This is a genomic window from Chitinophaga sp. S165 (assembly GCF_003182155.1).
Classification (GTDB): Bacteria; Bacteroidota; Bacteroidia; order Chitinophagales; family Chitinophagaceae; genus Chitinophaga.
Genome location: NZ_QGTG01000007.1, coordinates 40,993 through 58,450, shown reverse-complemented (window position 1 = coordinate 58,450; position 17,458 = coordinate 40,993). Strand labels below are relative to the sequence as shown.

The window sequence follows — 17,458 nt, the reverse complement described above, 5'->3', positions numbered from 1 at the left end:
TGGTCAGGAATGAAAGATCAGGAATATGCAGGCTGACCTTCATTCGTAATTCCTATTGCTGCATTCGCAATTGAAGTCACCTGTTGAATGAATACCTCATTAATAGAAGGTAATATTTCCTGGAAGAAGGTGATTGGTATTTCATGCCTGATGAAATGCATGAGGATATCGTTAGTGGTACTGCCTTCACTGAGTTTTACGGTATAAGCCAGTCCTTCCTGTTTAATGATCGAAAAATGGTAAGTCGCCATTTGTGCGAAGTTCGGCATTACGCCCACTTCAATACGGAAGAGGTGCTGTTTGAAGCTCTGTTTGATCTGTTTCACTTCACCGTCCAGCAGTTTCTTACCCTGGTTCACAAGCACGATACGGTCACATATTTCTTCTACCTGTTCCATTCTGTGCGTAGAAAATATGATAGTGGTACCATTTTTACTGAGGTCGAAGATCTCTTGCTTGATAAGGTTAGCGTTGATCGGATCAAGGCCGGAAAACGGCTCATCCAGGATCAGGAGTTGCGGGCTGTGCATGATAGTAGATATGAACTGCACTTTCTGATGCATCCCTTTACTCAGTTCTTCTACCTTTTTATTGTACCAGTTATTGATCTCAAACTTATCGAACCAGTATTTGATTTTGTCCTTCGCGTCCTTTTCTGACATTCCTTTCAGTTGTGCCAGGTATAAAGTCTGCTCTCCTACCTTCATTTTCTTATACAATCCTCTTTCTTCCGGCATGTAGCCAATGGAGTGGATGTCTGTACGTGGATCGAAGGGGCGTCCGTTAAACAATATTTCTCCCTGATCAGGATAGAAGATACCGGTGATCATACGCAGCAGTGTTGTCTTACCTGCACCATTGGGTCCCAGTAATCCGAAAATGCTGCCCTTGGGAATAACAAAGCTGATATCGTCTACGGCCTTGTGTGTGGCATAGTCTTTACGCAGATGTTTTATTTCTATGAGGTTCATAGAATAAATGTAGAAAAATAATATGAGAGAAAAGAAAATTACCTCAATATGCTTTCTGCTGCATGCGCATAGGCAGCGCCAATACTGACGGGCACCTGGCCGATATAAAGACAGTTCTTGTCGGCCTTTTCGATTTTGTTATTAGCCACTATAAATGACCGGTGTACACGGGTGAAACGGTCGGGTGGCAGCAAGGCCAGGGCTTCCTGCATAGACAAACGGGATAGGATGCGTTTATCTCTCAGTACGAAATTGATATAGTTACCGGCACTCTCCAGATAAAGGATGTCATCAAAAGGCACCTTATATTGTTCATAACCACTTTTTATCATGATATGAGCAGGCACATCTGATTTCTGTCGTTGCTGAATTAATTCCTGCAATCCTCTGGCCTTGTTGCATGCTTTCAAAAATCGCTCGAAAGAAAATGGCTTCAGCAAGTAGTCCAGTGCATCCAGCTCAAAACTTTGTACTGCATGTTCGGAGTACGCTGTTGTAAAGATCACCATTGGGGCACCCGGCAAAGTGGTCATCAGTTCCAGTCCTGATATATCAGGCATACGGATGTCGAGAAATAACAGGTCTATTTTTTCCTGTTGCAGATAATCCAGTGCTTTGAACGGATCAGTAAAATATTCCCTGATGTCCAGAAAAGGGACTTGCGCAGCATGTGTACGTATTACGGACAATGCCACCTGTTCATCATCTATCGCAATAGCAGTTAATGTCATACTATTTCAATGGTAAGATGTACAAAATATTCTGTAGCTGTTTCGCGGATATTCAACTCATGTTTATCGGCATACAACAGTGCCAGGCGCTGCCGTACATTATGTAAGCCTATTCCCATGCTGTCTTTTTCTACTTCGGTAGCCCTGTTTGCATGAACAGTATTATAAACGTCAAAATAGATCTTCTCCGGAGTGCATGACAAAGATATTGTAATACGTGATCTGCTGCGAAGGCTGATACCATGTTTAAACGCATTCTCAACAAATGGTATCAACAGCATAGGAGCTATTTCATGCTCGCAGTGTGTATCATTTATATTGACTTCGATCTGTATATCAGGCACACCCTGTACACGCAGGCGCTGCAGCGCAATATAGTTTTCCAGGTAAGCTATTTCCTTGGTGAGAGATATACGTTCCAGCAAATTATCATGCAACATAAACCGCATCATATCGCCCAGTTTCTGAATACCCTCGCTTGTAGCGGGTGCCTTTTCCATTAATGCAGTACCGTATAAAGTGTTGAGCGCGTTGAACAGGAAATGCGGATTGATCTGCCAGCGTAAAAAGTCCAGACCTGTTTCAGACTGATCGAGTGCTTTACGTAATCCGAGGATGGTATTACTGCGGGACTGACGCGTGTTAAAGATCCAGATAGATAATGGTAATACCAGGAAAAGATTAGCTACGAATAAAGTGAAGCACAGCGTCAATACAGCAGAAGGGTGCATATGCCGGTCGATGATCCAGAATACCGGAACAAATATCAGAACTGTCAGACTTATAAAAGCAGTATCTCTTACCAATACACGGAGGTTCTGATGGAAGCGGTAACGGGGAAGCAGGCGATACTGTAGTATCAGGTAAACAGTGCCGAGATACATACCGATAGACATTACAATAAGCACCTTGTCGAAACCCCGGCCTGGCGTTATTAATGTAAATGCCACCAGGAATAACGCCATAACGATCAGCTCTACCATCACCTGATTGAACCAGGGCTTATTGACAATCTTTGGATGTAACTGATGAAAATATAAATACTTGATCGCATAGTATAACGCATACAGTGTGGCATAGAATATTGTAATGATAAAGGCTGATTTTGCGCAATGCATATGTACTCCGCGCACAGTTTTGTATACACCGAACAGATAGCCATTATACCATGTAGAAGCGACCATTACGACCAGGAAGACAGTTAAAGCGGTAGGGAGCAGTAATAAGGAGCCTATCTGCCATCTTCCGTTCTCAAATTTCTTAGGTACTACCCAGAAGTTCACCCACAGAAAGGCAAGGTATACAACTGTAATATGCGCGAGCAATGGTAACAGGTAATGTTTATAGTAATCAAATACCTGATCGTATCTGGCAAACTTATAACCATACTCATGCTGCAGTTCAAATACGTTATAGGAAACGCTCTTATATAAAAGAGAGAATATAATTAACAGGAAAAGTCCTGTTGCAATACCTAGTTCTGTTTTTCTTAACTGGTTCATAAGGATAAAACTTTCGGCAATGATAGTTATCCCTTTTGCACTTTTTAAAAAAGTGTGACAAAACGGACGCTACGCGTGATAGAAAGCCACAATTCGCTCTGCTACCCGTTCTCCATCCATGGCAGCAGATACGATCCCTCCTGCATACCCGGCTCCTTCTCCACAAGGATAAAGGCCACTGATCTGCGGATGCATGAGGGTATCATCTTCACGGGGAATACGCACAGGGGAAGAAGTGCGTGACTCTGTTGCGACGAGAATAGCCTCGGCCGTATAATAGCCTTTCATCTTACGGCCAAACGCTTTAAATGCGGCAGCCAGTCTTTGATGTACACTAACGGGCAGGACATCACGGAGATCGGTGCTGTTTACACCAGGCAGATAAGAGCAGGAAGGCAGCGTTGTGGAAACCTTACTGTGTACAAAATCCGTCATCCGTTGAGCGGGCGCTACAAATTGTCCGCCTCCGGCTGCGAAGGCATCGCGTTCCACCATTTGTTGATAGTACATCGCTGCCAGCGGCCCTTTATCAGCAAAAGGTAAAAAGTCTGTTTCATCAACAGTGACAACCATTCCGGAATTAGCGTAAGGGTTATCACGACGGGAAGGAGACCATCCGTTCACAACGAGTTCTCCCGGATCTGTTGATGCCGGGGCGATAATGCCGCCCGGGCACATACAGAAAGAGAATACGCCTCTTCCTTCAACCTGTTCTACAAGGCTGTAACTGGCTGGGGGTAAATACTCATTTCTTACAGGACAATGGTACTGTGCACTGTCTATCAATGCCTGCGGATGTTCCACACGAACGCCAAGAGCAAAGGGTTTGGCGGTGATCAGAATATCTTTCTGATGTAACAGATGAAAGATATCCCTCGCAGAATGGCCGGTAGCGAGTATCACCTGTGAAGCAGAGAAAGTATCACCACTAGCTGTCTTTACACCCGTCACCTGATTATTATAAACTGAAATATCAGTTACTTTTTGTTCAAATAATACCATGCCCCCACTATTGGTGATCTGCTCGCGCATGGCTACAATAATATGTGGTAATTTATTGGTACCTATATGAGGATGTGCATCATACATGATCTTCTCGGTAGCGCCAAAATGAACAAAGATGCTAAGTATGCGGTTGATGTCACCGCGCTTATTTGAACGGGTATATAATTTACCATCTGAGTAAGTACCTGCGCCACCTTCACCGAAACAATAGTTAGAATCAGGATTAACAACACCTGTCTTATTCAATGCGGCCAGATCTCTCCGTCTTGCGCGTACGTCCTTGCCACGCTCCAATACGATAGGTCTGATACCTGCTTCTATAAGACGCAGTGCAGCAAACAATCCTGCAGGGCCCGCACCTACGATAATTGCGCTTGGCGCATCAGCAGGTAAAGTATCATATATAGGTATGATGCGTTCTCTTTCCTGGAAAGGCTCATTGACAAACACTTTGATGGTAAGCATGAAATAAGCTTGCCTGGAACGTGCGTCGATAGAGCGTTTGAGCAGATGGAAGCCGGTGATGGCTGAAGGCTTTACACCAAGAGCTGCAGCTGCCTCCCCGATAATGGTGATATCGGAAGCTGCCTGAGATGGCAGCAATTTGAGAGAGAGTTGTTGGATCATATAAGTAATGGTTAGGTAGTTATCCCAACAATTGAAAACGGATACCCGTATTTCAGGTATCCGTTTTCAGTTATTTTGTTAACGAGTTGTTATTGTCGGAGCATTAAAATGGCAGATCATCAGCCTGACCACCTCCGGAAGAAACTTCCTGGGAAGTATTATAATTAGGCATTGAGTCTGTAGAAGATCCGCCTGCCACAACAGATTCCATGCGCCATGCATCAAGGTTTGTGATGTAATTCACCCTGCCGTCTTTCTCCCAGCGGGTACCTTTGATGTTGAAGTAAACCTTTACGGTTTCACCTTCATTGAAGCGATCTACGATAGCAGTTCTGTCCTGTACCGCCTGGAACTTGATGTAGTTATTTATAACGCGGCCATTGATATCATCAGACTTTTCGATAACGAACTCCCTGGTTTTAAAGGTTTCGCTACGCTGCATCGTATTATACTTCACGATCAGTTTTCCGGTTATTTCAAAACTCATATAAAAATTTTTAGCTGTTCAGAGGGCCAAAGATAGGTTTTTTAGCAAGAAGTCCCACGCAATAAAATTTAATAACAGGCAGTTATAAAAGAAGTAGCAAGGTACGGGCGCGTATATAATAATTTTGCATGGTATTTGCTAACCTAAAGGACATTTTTTTAAATGCAATTACTAACATAGTTTTGCACCCCCGCAATTGAATTATTCACATCGGGAGCGATCATTAGAGTGGTCAAGAAGTAGCTTGTAATTGCGTACAATAGTATTTTATCAGTAAGTACACATATCTATGGCAAACGAGTTAATGTCAATTGGAAAAGCCTGTCTATCAAAGCAGTGCCGTACTGACTTTCATCATATTACAATGACAAAAAAACAAGCGCATAAAAGGGAATAAAAACAGCGAAAAACAGAGGCGGTAAACTGTTATCAGAGAAATAAAAACAAGGGGAGATAAATTTTTTTTTTCAACATTTTCTACTGATATTCGTCGTCCTGTCTGAAAATCTTTCAACCCCCCACGTTGATAAGATTTACAATTCGAGAACAATCCTTAATTTAAGAACAACATTAATTTACAATAGCTCAATGAATAAAACTTGCGAACAAGTTTGGGAAAGGTGTCTTAATATAATTAGGGATATTGTGGAATGGCAGCCATTTAAAACCTGGTTTGAACCAATTAAACCCATCCAACTTGAAAACAATGTTTTAACGATTCAGGTTCCCAGTCAATTCTTTTATGAATATCTGGAAGAACATTATGTAGGACTACTGGGAAAGACAATCAAACGCGAACTGGGTAAAGAGGCAAGACTAGAGTATCGTATTGTGGTGGAAAACGGTACCCCTCATCAGCATCCTAAAACTGTAAACATGCCTGGTCAGTTTGCAAAAAATAAAAAGGACAGCGAAGTAGATTTTCCGTTAACCATACAGAACCCAGTAAAGAATCCTTTTGTTATTCCGGGCATCAAGCGCGTACAGATCGACTCTCAACTGAATCCGCATTATACTTTCGAATCTTTTATTGAAGGTGACTGCAACCGTGTGGCTCGCAGAGCAGGTAAAACTGTATCTGAGAAACCAGGTGGTACATCATTCAACCCACTAGTAATATATGGTAGCGTTGGTCTTGGAAAAACACACCTTGCCCAGGCTATAGGCAATGATGTAAAACGCATTCATCCTAACAAGGCTGTATTATATGTAAGTGCTGAGAAATTCATCAATCAGTTTATTGATCACTCCAAGAATAGTATCATCAATGATTTTATTCACTTCTATCAGTTAATAGATGTATTGATCGTAGATGATATACAATTTTTTGCGCGTGCAGAAAAAACTCAGGATGCGTTCTTTGCCATCTTCAACCACCTGCATCAATCCGGTAAACAACTTATCTTAACTTCAGATAAACCACCGAAGGATCTGGACGGTTTACAGGAAAGACTACTGAGCCGTTTCCGCTGGGGATTAAGCGCCGATATGCAGATGCCTGACTTCGAAACACGCATGGAGATCCTTGAAATGAAAATGCGTAACGATGGTCTCGAAATGCCAAAAGAAGTTGTGAAGTATGTCGCATACAACATTCAGAACAACGTACGTGAACTGGAAGGTGCATTGATCTCCCTCCTGGCACAATCTTCCCTCAACAGAAAGGAGATTGACCTCGAACTGGCTAAGCGTGTACTGAAATCTTTTGTCAAGACCTCCTCTAAAGAGATCACCATCGAAAGCATCCAGAAAATGGTATGTGAATATTTCGATGTGCCTTACGACAAATTATTACAGAAGACACGTAAACGTGAAATAGTGCAGGCACGACAGATCACTATGTACCTGGCTAAATCATTTACGAAGAACTCTCTTAAAACCATTGGTGAACACTTTGGCGGACGCGATCACACTACTGTTATCCACTCCTGCCAGACAGTAAAAGACCTGATGGATACCGACAATACATTCCGTGACAATGTAATTGAACTGCAGCAGAAAGTACAACTGGCTGCCATGTAATGAATCCCCTATATTATACCTTATTGGTCCCGGGTACACTGCCCGGGACTTTTTATTTTACTACCTCCCTGTTTAACAATTTCATAATTTAGAGCAGCTACAGCAGTACATAACAACCAATAACTTTGTGACACTTTACTATATGTCAAAAGAAGGTCAATACACTTTATGGAGCTCCATCCGCACAGGTAATGAAATTGCCTTCCGTCAGCTGTTCGAAGAATACTGGGAGCCCCTGTTCACATACGCCTGTAAAATAACCAGAGACCATTCCCTGGCACAGGACAGTGTACAAAGCCTCTTTATTCATCTTTGGGAAAAACGTGACGTACTGCCTGAAGTAACTGCCATCCTGCCATATCTTCGTAGCGCCCTTAGAAACAGATTACTTAATGCTCTCCGCGATGAGCATGTGTATCAAAAGCACGTCGACATCTTCACACAGGTACTCGATACCAATGCTCCTTCTTCCTCCGATAAACTACACCTCAAAGAAACAGAACAACAACTCATGTTGTCCATCAACCGTCTTCCTGGTAAAATGAAAGACGTCTTTTACCTGCACAGGATAGAAGACCTTTCGGTAGCCGAGATCGCTTGTAAGCTGGGCACCTCTCCACAAACAATCCGTAATCAACTCAGTACCGCCATGCAGCGGCTGAAGAATGGCTGGAAGACCATCGTAAGCTAAATTCTATATTACCGAATTGTTAATGCTGATATCCCGATAGTTAAACCGTCTGTTACTGGTGTCTTATTATAAACCACGGAACAGTTTGGACAAAGGGACATTATTATCATTACTGGAAAAGTTCCGGCAGGGCACCTGCTCACCGGAAGAAGAAGCACTTTTATTACAATGGCTGGATGCACTGGAACAGGAAGACACCGCACCTGAACTATCCGCTATTGAAATGCAACAGATCAAAAAGAACATGCAGCAGCAGATATGGCCTGTCCCCGTTGTCCATTCCCGTCGCATAGGCCTACGTATAGCTAAAGTTGCAGCCGTAGTGGTCCCACTCATCATCGGTGCATATTTTGCTCAACGGTACGCTCAACATTCTTCCCGATCGTTACCACACACTGCCACCGCATGGCAGACCGTCAAAAATACCGGCGGTCAATTAAAGAAGATCGTACTGCCTGACAACTCCGTAGTAATGTTAGGTCCTTTCAGTACGATCGAATATCCTGCACATTTTCCTTATAACGCCAGAGCAGTTAAACTGGCAGAGGGCAAAGCCTTCTTCGATGTTGTAAAGGATACACGGCCTTTCAGCGTAATGGACAATGCAGGAGTACGCACAACTGTATTAGGCACCTCTTTTACTATTGAAGCAAGTAACGCTTTGCATATTTCAAGAGTAGCAGTCGCTACCGGTAAAGTAAAGGTAGAACATAAGGGCATAAAGCCAGCTACGCTTGGACCGTCACAAAGACTAACATTCAGTGAACAATCATTCATGCAAGACAGCGTTGCTGCAACTGATCTCCTGGCATGGACCAAAGGAGAGATCATACTACGCAATGCCACTTTGCAGGATCTGTTTTTAACCATAAAGAATCAATACGGCATCACTGCGACCACCGCATTGAATGTACACCAGGGAAATTACACATTACACATTCCGGCCACAATGACCTTACAGGAAGTCCTGGACATTATTGAAAAAATCAGTTACAGACCAAAAATTCATTTCCTAATGAAAAACAATCAGTTACTAGTCAACTAAAAAACAATGAATTAAGAATGTAGTTACTGTTCTTAATTCTTATTTCTGATCCACAAACATCAAAATTGCTTCCACTCTGGTGGGACAGCCATACTCATGCCTTTACCTTAATCATTAATATATGCAAAAAAACAATTTACAATTCTCTTTACGGCTTCGCTCTGCATTCTTTGCAGGCCTTGCGTTGCTCGTACTGGCGTCGACCGCCTTTGCCGTGCCTTCCAGCGCACAGGCATTACAAAAGATCCTGCAACGCTTCCAGGTGCAACAGGGCAGCCTATCTTCCGCACTGAAACAACTGGAATCAAAAGCACAGATCAGTCTTGCTTACGATGAAGCTGCCTTACAAAAGATCCAGGTACGCGCAAACACCTATCAGAAGAAAACTGTCATCAACATTTTGCAGGACCTGCTCAGTCAGTCCTCGCTGAAATTTGAAGAGAAGTATAACACTGTACTGATCTACGACAGCGCCGCTATTGCTACTATGAATACCATACAGCAGGCAGAAGAGAAGATCACATTAACCGGTGCGGTAAGCGATAAGAATGGTCCGCTGATCGGTGCTACTGTTATGATCAAAGGTACCAGCAACGGTACAGGTACTGATGCTTCCGGACAATTCAAATTGTCAGTAACCGGCAGTAATGACATGGTACTTGTTGTAAGCATGATCGGTTTTAAAACACAGGAAATCCCTGTTGCTAATCAGCGTAATTTTCAGATCGTGCTGGTGGAAAATAGTATGAACCTGAACCAACTCGTAGTAGTAGGTTACGGTACACAACGCAAGGCTACCGTATCTGGCGCTGTTGCTGATGTGAAGCTGGACAAACTGACGTCACGTTCACTGAATAATCCGGCTGAAGCGTTACAGGGTAAAGCTCCTGGCGTCATCGTACAGAATAATGGCGGCGATCCTACGTCTAATCCTACTGTCTACATCCGTGGTATGGGTGGTATCAATGGTGAACAGGCACTGTATATTGTAGATGGATCTATCTATACAGGTGGGCCTATCAATCCAAATGATATCGAATCTATCAACGTATTGAAAGATGCAGCGGCTGCTATTTACGGTGCCCGTGCTTCTGGTGGTGTGATACTGATCACTACTAAAAAAGGTAAAGAAGGCACCGCCACTGTTACTTTGGATGCAAAAACTGGCTGGCAGTTCGCTGCTAAAAAGCTTGACCTCCTGAATGCAAAACAATTTGCTGATGTAGAGAACACCGCATATGCTGCTGCCGGTACACAGCTGGCGGATGCTTTTGATGCCACCAGGTATCCCGACGGACAAATCACCCGTACAGACTGGCAGGACGAGATTTTCCGCACCGGCAAGATCCAGGATTACAATGTGGGTGTAAAAGGCGGTAATGAGAAGAACAGATATTATATGGGATTCGGCTACCGCCGCAATGAAGGTATCCTGCTGAACACACATGCTGAACGTTATACTTTCCGTATGAATTCAGATGCGCAGATAAAACCCTGGCTGAAAATTGGAGAGAACCTTTCCTTTACTTATACTAATGGCAATGGCGCTAATACCACCAGCCCTTATACTGGCGCAATCTTTACTGCATTAGGATATCCACGTCATATTACTCCACGTACTCCCACCGGCGCTTTCAGTGGTATGCCAATTGATTATGCAGGTTCTTACGGAGACCTTGCCAATCCGGTTGCTATCCTGACGCGCATGGATAATAAGACACCGGAAACTGCTATCGTTATCAATCCTTATGCGGAATTGTCGCTAACAAAGGACCTGGCGTTCCGCTCTAACTTCTCCTTTACCAAATCATTCAGTGACCAAAAAAACTTTACAACACGCGCACTTGAAATTGGTAAGATAAATACCAGCAATGGCCTGACTGAAAACACCGGTAACTACACAAACCTGCTTGCAGAACAAACACTGACATACACCAAACAACTTGCGGGCGTTCACAATATCACGGCTGTAGCAGGTTACTCTTATCAACATGAAGACGAGACGTACCTGTCAATATCAGCCAGTAACTTCGGAGACGAAAGAGATGTTTATCGCTATTTCGACAATGCTGCTACATGGGCCAAGCCTTCCAGTGGCAGGGCACAAAAAGCAATGGTATCTTACTTCGGCCGTGTGAACTACGATTATAAGAACAGGTACCTGCTCACATTACTGGGACGCCGTGACGGTAGTTCACTCGTTGGTCTTGAGAACCATTTTGAAAACTATTATTCTGTTTCCGGTGGATGGGTATTGACAGAAGAAGATTTCTACCAGAAGAATGACATCCTCAATTTCATGAAATTCCGCGCCAGCTATGGCCTGTTAGGTAACCTGGGAAGTCTTCCGGCCAATGCTATCAACATCAACCTGAAGTCCGTTAATATTTACACAGGTGCTAATGGTAATCAGACAACCGGTCTTGCTGAAGATGCTTTGTCAAACCCCAATCTGAAATGGGCTAATTCCCGGCAGATCAACTTCGGTACTGATCTCGCTTTCTTTAAGAACAGCTTGTCGATCACCGCTGATTACTTCATAAAGACCACTGAGAACATGATCCTGCAGGTAGACCCGCCAAGTACTGCAGGTGTTAGCGCAGGCATGTTCAAAAACATGGGTGAAGCCCGCGATGCAGGTATCGAGCTGGGTATTGACTATAATGGCAGGATCGGAAAAGACTTTACTTTCAGCATCGGCGCTACGGCCACACATATCAAAAATGAACTGGTGGAACTGGAAGAAGGCAGAAATGAAGTTGTTACCTCCAATATTAACATTCGCAGTACGCTTACCCCGATCGTTACACGTGTAGGGCACCAGGTGTATGCTTATAATGTGATCAGAACTGACGGTATATTCCAGACGCAGGAAGAGATTAACAAATATGTCAACAAAGATGGCAGTCTGATACAGCCGGAGGCAAAACCAGGCGACCGTAAGTTTATTGATAAAGATGGTAACGGCGTTATTAATAATAATGACAGGGAGATCGTTGGCACGCCTTTCCCTGGGTTCACTTACGGCCTCAGTCTGAACGCCAGCTACAAGGGATTTGACCTGAATGTGTTTGGACAGGGTGTACAAGGTAATAAACTGTTCAATGCTCTGAAATATACCAATATGAACCCCAGCATTGGTACCAATTATAACATGCTGTCAGGTATCCTGAATGCATGGACTCCACAGAATACCAACACCGATGTAACCCGTATTATATCTACTGATAAGAATGGTAACTACGGTAATACTTCCGACTGGTATATTGAGAATGGCTCTTATCTGCGTATCAGGAACATCACACTGGGTTATACATTGCCAACCAACCTGACTAACCAGGCACATATCGGCGCTGTAAGATTATATGTAACTGCCACTAACCTGTTCACCATTACCAAATACACCGGTTACGATCCGGAGGTAGGTATGGACGAACTGGGTATTGACAAAGGCCGTTATCCACAAGCCAAGAATGTGCTGATAGGCTTGAACGTTAATTTCTAATACACACTAATGACGATTACAATGAAGCAACTAATAAAACATATCACCCTATCCCTGGCAGGTCTTTCCCTGCTGGCGGCCTGTAATAAAAAGCTGGACATCACACCGGAAGGTGCGCCCACTACGGGCAACTTCTGGCAAACAGAAACAGATGCTGTTGCCGGCGCCAACGCAATGTACAACCTCTTTGATGACGAGAACTTCTATGGCCGCGGTTACTGGTGGTTTATCAACGCAAGTGACGATATGGTGACCGGTCGTGTAAAAGCGGAAGGCGACAACATCAAAAACTTCAATAGCAATTTCATTGGTGGTTCTTATACAGAAGGCCAATGGAAAATGAGATACATCGTAATCAAACGTGCGAATGATGTGATCATGCATGTGCCTTCCATCGACATGGATGCGAAACTGAAGAACCGCCTGTTAGGTGAAGCTTATTTTCTCAGTGGCCTGATGTACTTTGAGCTGGCCTATACTTATGGTGATGCCCGTGCAGGTGTGCCTATCGTAAAGCGTGACAGCCTTACCGGCGATAAACCTATTCCGCGTGCCGCCAATGTTAACCTGGTATATGAATATGTAGAGCAGGAACTGAAACAGGCTGCTGCCTTACTGCCTTACTTTGATGAATACAGCAGCGATGAATATGGCCGTCCGCATAAAACTGCGGCTTATGCTTTCCTCAGTAAAATGTTTCTTTACAAAAAGGACTATGCCAATGCTGAAAAGTATGCCGATTCAGTTATCCTGAGTGGCAAACATAAACTCCTGGACAACTTCGCAGATGTGTTCACTATTGCTAACAACTGGACCGGTGAATACATCTGGTCTGTATACTCCAACTCTAAAGGTCCAAGCGGCTGGGGTAGTATTCTGCCAGGCGTTATGCTGGAAAATAAAGGCTGGGGTAAATACAATGGTTGGGGATATTATATGCCGACCAAAGAACTGTACGACTCCTACGAACAAGGTGACAAAAGAAGAGAGGCCACTATCCTCAAACCAGGTGATGCCTTCACCTTCTACGGAGAAGATATGGAATATGCTTCTACCAACAGCCTCTCCGGTTACCAGTTCCGCAAGTATATGGAGCCGTTCACCTACCCTGCCGGTGCACATCTGAGTCCTAACGGCGATCATCCTACTACTGATCTGAACCTGCCACTGCTTCGCTATGCAGAAGTAATACTGATCAAAGCAGAAGCAGAACTCATGCAAAGCAAAAATGCAGATAAAGAAATCAATATGATCAGGCATCGTGCTGGTCTTCTGGATGTAACCAATGCCAATATGAATGAGCTGAAAAAACAACGCCGCTCCGAGTTAGCCGGTGAGTGGGCTAACCGTCACTTCGACCTCGTTCGCTGGGGTGATGCGCAAGCTGCCTATGCTAAACCTTTACATGGCTTCGGCGGTACTGAAATATGGCCTGCCCGTACCTTCAATCCTGCGATACATAATGTATGGCCGGTACCAAGAAGCGAGGTGACCAGCAGCAGCGGTATCGTAAAACAGAATGCCGGCTGGGAATAACAGCTTTTCAATTTATTAATTAGGAATTAAGGGCCAGGAGTATTAATATTCCGGAGCTTAATTCCTTTTTTTGATATTTAATTTTCGAGAACACATGCTTAGACAGACATTTCTTGGCCTTTCTCTTTTCACCACCCTCACCGCCGGGGCTCAAACCAGCGCATACAGCACATTGAGCGCCCATGCGCATAATGACTATGAGCACCCTGTTCCTTTTCTGACCGCTTATCACCGTCATTACGGCTCTATAGAAGCCGATGTTTTTGAACGGAACGGCCAACTATTCACCGCACATAATGAAGAAGACATCCGTCCGGAACGCACACTGGAGAAGTTATATTTAACCCCTCTGCAGGAGTTGATCCGCAAAAATGGTGGTACTGCTTTTAAAAATAGTAAGGATACGTTACAGCTGATGATCGACTTTAAGACCACCGGCGTACCGACACTTAATGCCTTAGTGAAAATACTGGAACATTATCCGGAGATCACTAATAACCCTACCGTTATTATCACTATCAGCGGCGATCAGCCGATCCCTGCACAATGGGAGCAATACCCTGCCTTCATCCATTTCGATGGTAAGCGCGGAGGAACTTACACGTCCGCACAGCTCAAACGCATTCCTATGTACAGTGTTGATGTGAAAGCATTCACCAACTGGAATGGAAAAGGACTGATCGTTAAAGCTGAACGCGATAACATCCAACGCTGGATCGATAGCGTACACCAGACTGGCAAGAAAGTGCGTTTCTGGGGTACGGCTGATAATGTGAATACCTGGAAGACACTGATGAACATGGGCGCCAATTATATTGGTACTGACCTTGTAGAAGACCTTGCAACCTTCCTCACTAACAGAAAAAATCTCGAATATAACGGCACTACCACTCCGCATACATTGTATCCTGCCCGTTATGTGAATAACGATAGCTATGATAAAGTTAACAATGTCATTCTCCTGATCGGTGACGGTATGGGATTAGCGCAGATCTATGCTGGGTTCACCGGCAATCGAGGTCAGCTGAACCTGTTACAGATGCGCAACATCGGCTTCTCGAAAACGTATTCCGCGGATAGTTATATCACCGATTCGGCTGGTGGCGGCACTGCTATGGCTACCGGTCATAAGACCAACAACCGCTACATCGGCGTAGATGCCACTGGTGTTCGTCTTGCTGCTATTCCGGATATCATTGCACCTAAAGGATATAAGAGTGCACTGATCAGCGCCGGTGATATTACCGATGCTACTCCTGCTGCTTTCTATGGTCATGTACCGGAAAGATCTTTGGAAGATTCTATTGCTACCCACTTCCTTTCCAGCCCTGTCAGCATCATGATCGGTGGTGGCGCGAAGCACTTTAATGAGCGTAAAGATAAACTGGATCTTGCGGCACAGTTAAGGTCCAAAGGCTATGTATTCAGCACCAGGCTGGAAGACCTTGACACTATCCGCTCTTCCAAATACGTTGTGCTGGATAAACGTGCAGAACTGTCTATGCTTACCGGTAGAGGCAATTTCCTGACACATTCTCTCGAAAAGAGTATTGCAACTTTACGTCAGAACAAGAAGGGATTCTTCGTGATGGCGGAAGGCGCACAGATCGATTATGGCGGGCATGTTAACAACATGTCGTATGTAACGACTGAGATGATGGATTTTGATCAGGCTATTGGTGCGGCAATGAAATTCGCGGATGAAGATGGGCATACATTAGTGATCGTTACTGCCGATCATGAGACGGGTGGATTATCTTTATTAGACGGTAACATCTCCCGCGGATATGTTGATGGAAATTTCAGCAGTAATGATCATAGTGCGATAATGGTACCGGTGTTTGCTTATGGCCCGCATTCAATGGATTTCAGAGGCGTGTATGAGAATACGGAGATCTTTGCGAAGATCATTGCGTTGTTGAAGTAGGTATTTGTTTACAAGGGTTTAAGGTGGGAGCGCTGGCTGTAGTTCTTTGAAGTTCCTTCATATTTAGCGTTGGTAAGGCGTGTTTGGCATTAGCTATCTGTTAAACGCCTGGTGCGTCGCATCAGCGTACTTCAAATAACTAAGGCCAGCGCATCCCACCTTAAACCCTTGCTGCTTCCAGACATCCACTTATAATTAGACTTCAATCACTATAGGCTGATCTGGATTTATATTCATTTATTGTTTCCCTTGTGACTTCTTGCTCTGGAGATTTTCATTCCTGATAGCTGCCTGCTTCTATTGTTTCTTAAATCTCTCCAATACCCTTTTCCTGTCTCCCATGTGTGCGCCTAAGTGCTTGTATACGACCTTTCCGACATACTTGCGTACATCCTTTTTCAGGGATGGCATATCCAGTTCATCTTTGGTGCTACCACCAAACTCTAAGGGTTCACCTTTAACAGATGCTATCAATACTAACTGCCGGCCTATTCTCTTCCTGCTTACTTTTAATTCTACTCCTTCTTTTTCTCCTGCCGCTTTAAATGCATCCTGCATTCCTTTCAGGACGCCGTCTACCAGCGATCCACCGGATTGCGTGCTATCATTGTTGGCAAACGACCTTATATAAGGCTCGGGATAGTTTGTGTAGATATGATGGTACCTGATGATGATATGGTAGATATAACCGTTGATGGCTGTTTTTAATTCCAGGGCAAGCCAGGAATCCTTTTTACCATAGTCGTGCTTCTCCAGTATATTATTGAATAGTTCCTTTAGTCCTTTTTTGTAATAGAATACATTACGCTGTAATTCTCCCCTGTTGTCAACACTGATGATCTTTAAACCTGCATTCAGGTATGCCAGCTGCTGGAACATGATGTTCATGGGGATATATGAGACATGACTTTCACTGAATATGTTGTCGTCCAGCTGGAAATCGAGCTTAATGCCGTTAGGTTCTTCCGGTGAACATGGCGTAACTGTGATATCAAATGCGCCTGACTCCGATGCCAGTACATGCCTTTCCGGATTGGATACGATCCTTAACAGACAGGCATTACTGACGCCCAGCAGCATACCGATCTTGAAATTCTTGGGAGATGCAACATGATGCATCAATGCGATCTCATGCAAAAGCTCTTCTGTTGACAGACCTGATATGACGATGCTGATGTGGTTGTCCGGATTGAAGGTGACTTCAATGGTATTAATGCCGGTAACGGTTTCCAGGTATTCTGAAATCACTATTTTTAGTAACCGACGGATGCCGTAACTGTTGGTCGATCCCAGATACATGGCTGGTCGTCTCCGGATAGATTCAATGATACTGAGGCCTGGCTGTCCGTTCATACATGAGCATTTTCTGCAAATTACTTTAATCGGAGCAGATTACTTCATGTCGTACC

General features: G+C 44.0%; 12 protein-coding genes. 6 read left to right on the top strand and 6 right to left on the bottom strand.

Annotation, left to right across the window (positions count from 1 at the left end):
* Window positions 1-17: 17 nt before the first annotated feature.
* From C7475_RS23470 to C7475_RS23450, 5 genes are all read right to left on the bottom strand, one after another.
* The gene (locus C7475_RS23470) at window positions 18-971 is read right to left on the bottom strand and encodes an ABC transporter ATP-binding protein (RefSeq protein ID WP_110055854.1); all 954 of its coding nucleotides are present in this window, start codon (window positions 969-971) and stop codon (window positions 18-20) included.
* A gap of 38 nt (window positions 972-1,009) precedes the next feature.
* A complete protein-coding gene (locus C7475_RS23465) occupies window positions 1,010-1,702 on the bottom strand; it encodes a LytTR family DNA-binding domain-containing protein (protein WP_110055853.1) in 693 nt (230 codons plus the stop codon).
* Window positions 1,699-3,204: a sensor histidine kinase gene (locus tag C7475_RS23460; protein WP_110055852.1), complete on the bottom strand. Its 1,506-nt coding sequence runs from the start codon at window positions 3,202-3,204 to the stop codon at window positions 1,699-1,701. Before C7475_RS23460 ends, C7475_RS23465 begins: the two co-directional genes overlap by 4 nt.
* Window positions 3,205-3,273: 69 nt before the next feature.
* Window positions 3,274-4,836, bottom strand: coding sequence for an NAD(P)/FAD-dependent oxidoreductase (locus tag C7475_RS23455; protein ID WP_110055851.1), 1,563 nt, complete (start codon window positions 4,834-4,836; stop codon window positions 3,274-3,276).
* Window positions 4,837-4,939: 103 nt separating this feature from the next.
* The gene (locus C7475_RS23450; protein WP_089828619.1) at window positions 4,940-5,323 is read right to left on the bottom strand and encodes a DUF3127 domain-containing protein; all 384 of its coding nucleotides are present in this window, start codon (window positions 5,321-5,323) and stop codon (window positions 4,940-4,942) included.
* A gap of 588 nt (window positions 5,324-5,911) precedes the next feature.
* Here C7475_RS23450 and dnaA point away from each other — a divergent pair.
* The 6 genes from dnaA to C7475_RS23420 all read left to right on the top strand — a co-directional run bounded on the left by dnaA (window position 5,912) and on the right by C7475_RS23420 (window position 16,049).
* Window positions 5,912-7,345 carry a chromosomal replication initiator protein DnaA gene (dnaA, locus tag C7475_RS23445; protein WP_110055850.1) on the top strand — a complete coding sequence of 478 codons (1,434 nt, stop codon included), beginning with the start codon at window positions 5,912-5,914 and terminating at the stop codon, window positions 7,343-7,345.
* A 142-nt stretch (window positions 7,346-7,487) separates the two neighbouring features.
* A complete protein-coding gene (locus C7475_RS23440) occupies window positions 7,488-8,036 on the top strand; it encodes an RNA polymerase sigma factor (RefSeq protein ID WP_110055849.1) in 549 nt (182 codons plus the stop codon).
* A gap of 85 nt (window positions 8,037-8,121) precedes the next feature.
* Entirely contained in the window at window positions 8,122-9,081 is a 960-nt protein-coding gene (locus tag C7475_RS23435; RefSeq protein ID WP_110055848.1) for a FecR family protein, read from the top strand.
* 121 nt (window positions 9,082-9,202) lie between these two features.
* Window positions 9,203-12,586, top strand: coding sequence for a TonB-dependent receptor (locus C7475_RS23430; RefSeq protein WP_110055847.1), 3,384 nt, complete (start codon window positions 9,203-9,205; stop codon window positions 12,584-12,586).
* A gap of 21 nt (window positions 12,587-12,607) precedes the next feature.
* Window positions 12,608-14,122 (top strand): RagB/SusD family nutrient uptake outer membrane protein, encoded by a 1,515-nt coding sequence (locus tag C7475_RS23425; protein ID WP_110055846.1) that lies wholly within the window; start codon window positions 12,608-12,610, stop codon window positions 14,120-14,122.
* A gap of 94 nt (window positions 14,123-14,216) precedes the next feature.
* Window positions 14,217-16,049 (top strand): alkaline phosphatase, encoded by a 1,833-nt coding sequence (locus C7475_RS23420; RefSeq protein WP_110055845.1) that lies wholly within the window; start codon window positions 14,217-14,219, stop codon window positions 16,047-16,049.
* A gap of 297 nt (window positions 16,050-16,346) precedes the next feature.
* Here the strand turns inward: C7475_RS23420 and C7475_RS23415 are convergent, their stop codons facing one another.
* Window positions 16,347-17,402, bottom strand: a complete 1,056-nt coding sequence (locus tag C7475_RS23415) for a hypothetical protein (RefSeq protein ID WP_110055844.1) — start codon at window positions 17,400-17,402, stop codon at window positions 16,347-16,349.
* Window positions 17,403-17,458: the final 56 nt, after the last annotated feature.

What these genes read in the sequence shown, in the direction of transcription:
- C7475_RS23440 (WP_110055849.1), top strand. Translation starts at nt 7,488, where the DNA reads ATGTCAAAAGAAGGTCAATACACTTTATGGAGCTCCATCCGCACAGGT.
- C7475_RS23455 (WP_110055851.1), bottom strand. Translation starts at nt 4,836, where the DNA reads ATGATCCAACAACTCTCTCTCAAATTGCTGCCATCTCAGGCAGCTTCC.
- C7475_RS23465 (WP_110055853.1), bottom strand. Translation starts at nt 1,702, where the DNA reads ATGACATTAACTGCTATTGCGATAGATGATGAACAGGTGGCATTGTCC.
- C7475_RS23450 (WP_089828619.1), bottom strand. Translation starts at nt 5,323, where the DNA reads ATGAGTTTTGAAATAACCGGAAAACTGATCGTGAAGTATAATACGATG.
- C7475_RS23470 (WP_110055854.1), bottom strand. Translation starts at nt 971, where the DNA reads ATGAACCTCATAGAAATAAAACATCTGCGTAAAGACTATGCCACACAC.
- C7475_RS23460 (WP_110055852.1), bottom strand. Translation starts at nt 3,204, where the DNA reads ATGAACCAGTTAAGAAAAACAGAACTAGGTATTGCAACAGGACTTTTC.
- C7475_RS23420 (WP_110055845.1), top strand. Translation starts at nt 14,217, where the DNA reads ATGCTTAGACAGACATTTCTTGGCCTTTCTCTTTTCACCACCCTCACC.
- dnaA (WP_110055850.1), top strand. Translation starts at nt 5,912, where the DNA reads ATGAATAAAACTTGCGAACAAGTTTGGGAAAGGTGTCTTAATATAATT.
- C7475_RS23415 (WP_110055844.1), bottom strand. Translation starts at nt 17,402, where the DNA reads ATGAACGGACAGCCAGGCCTCAGTATCATTGAATCTATCCGGAGACGA.
- C7475_RS23430 (WP_110055847.1), top strand. Translation starts at nt 9,203, where the DNA reads ATGCAAAAAAACAATTTACAATTCTCTTTACGGCTTCGCTCTGCATTC.
- C7475_RS23425 (WP_110055846.1), top strand. Translation starts at nt 12,608, where the DNA reads ATGAAGCAACTAATAAAACATATCACCCTATCCCTGGCAGGTCTTTCC.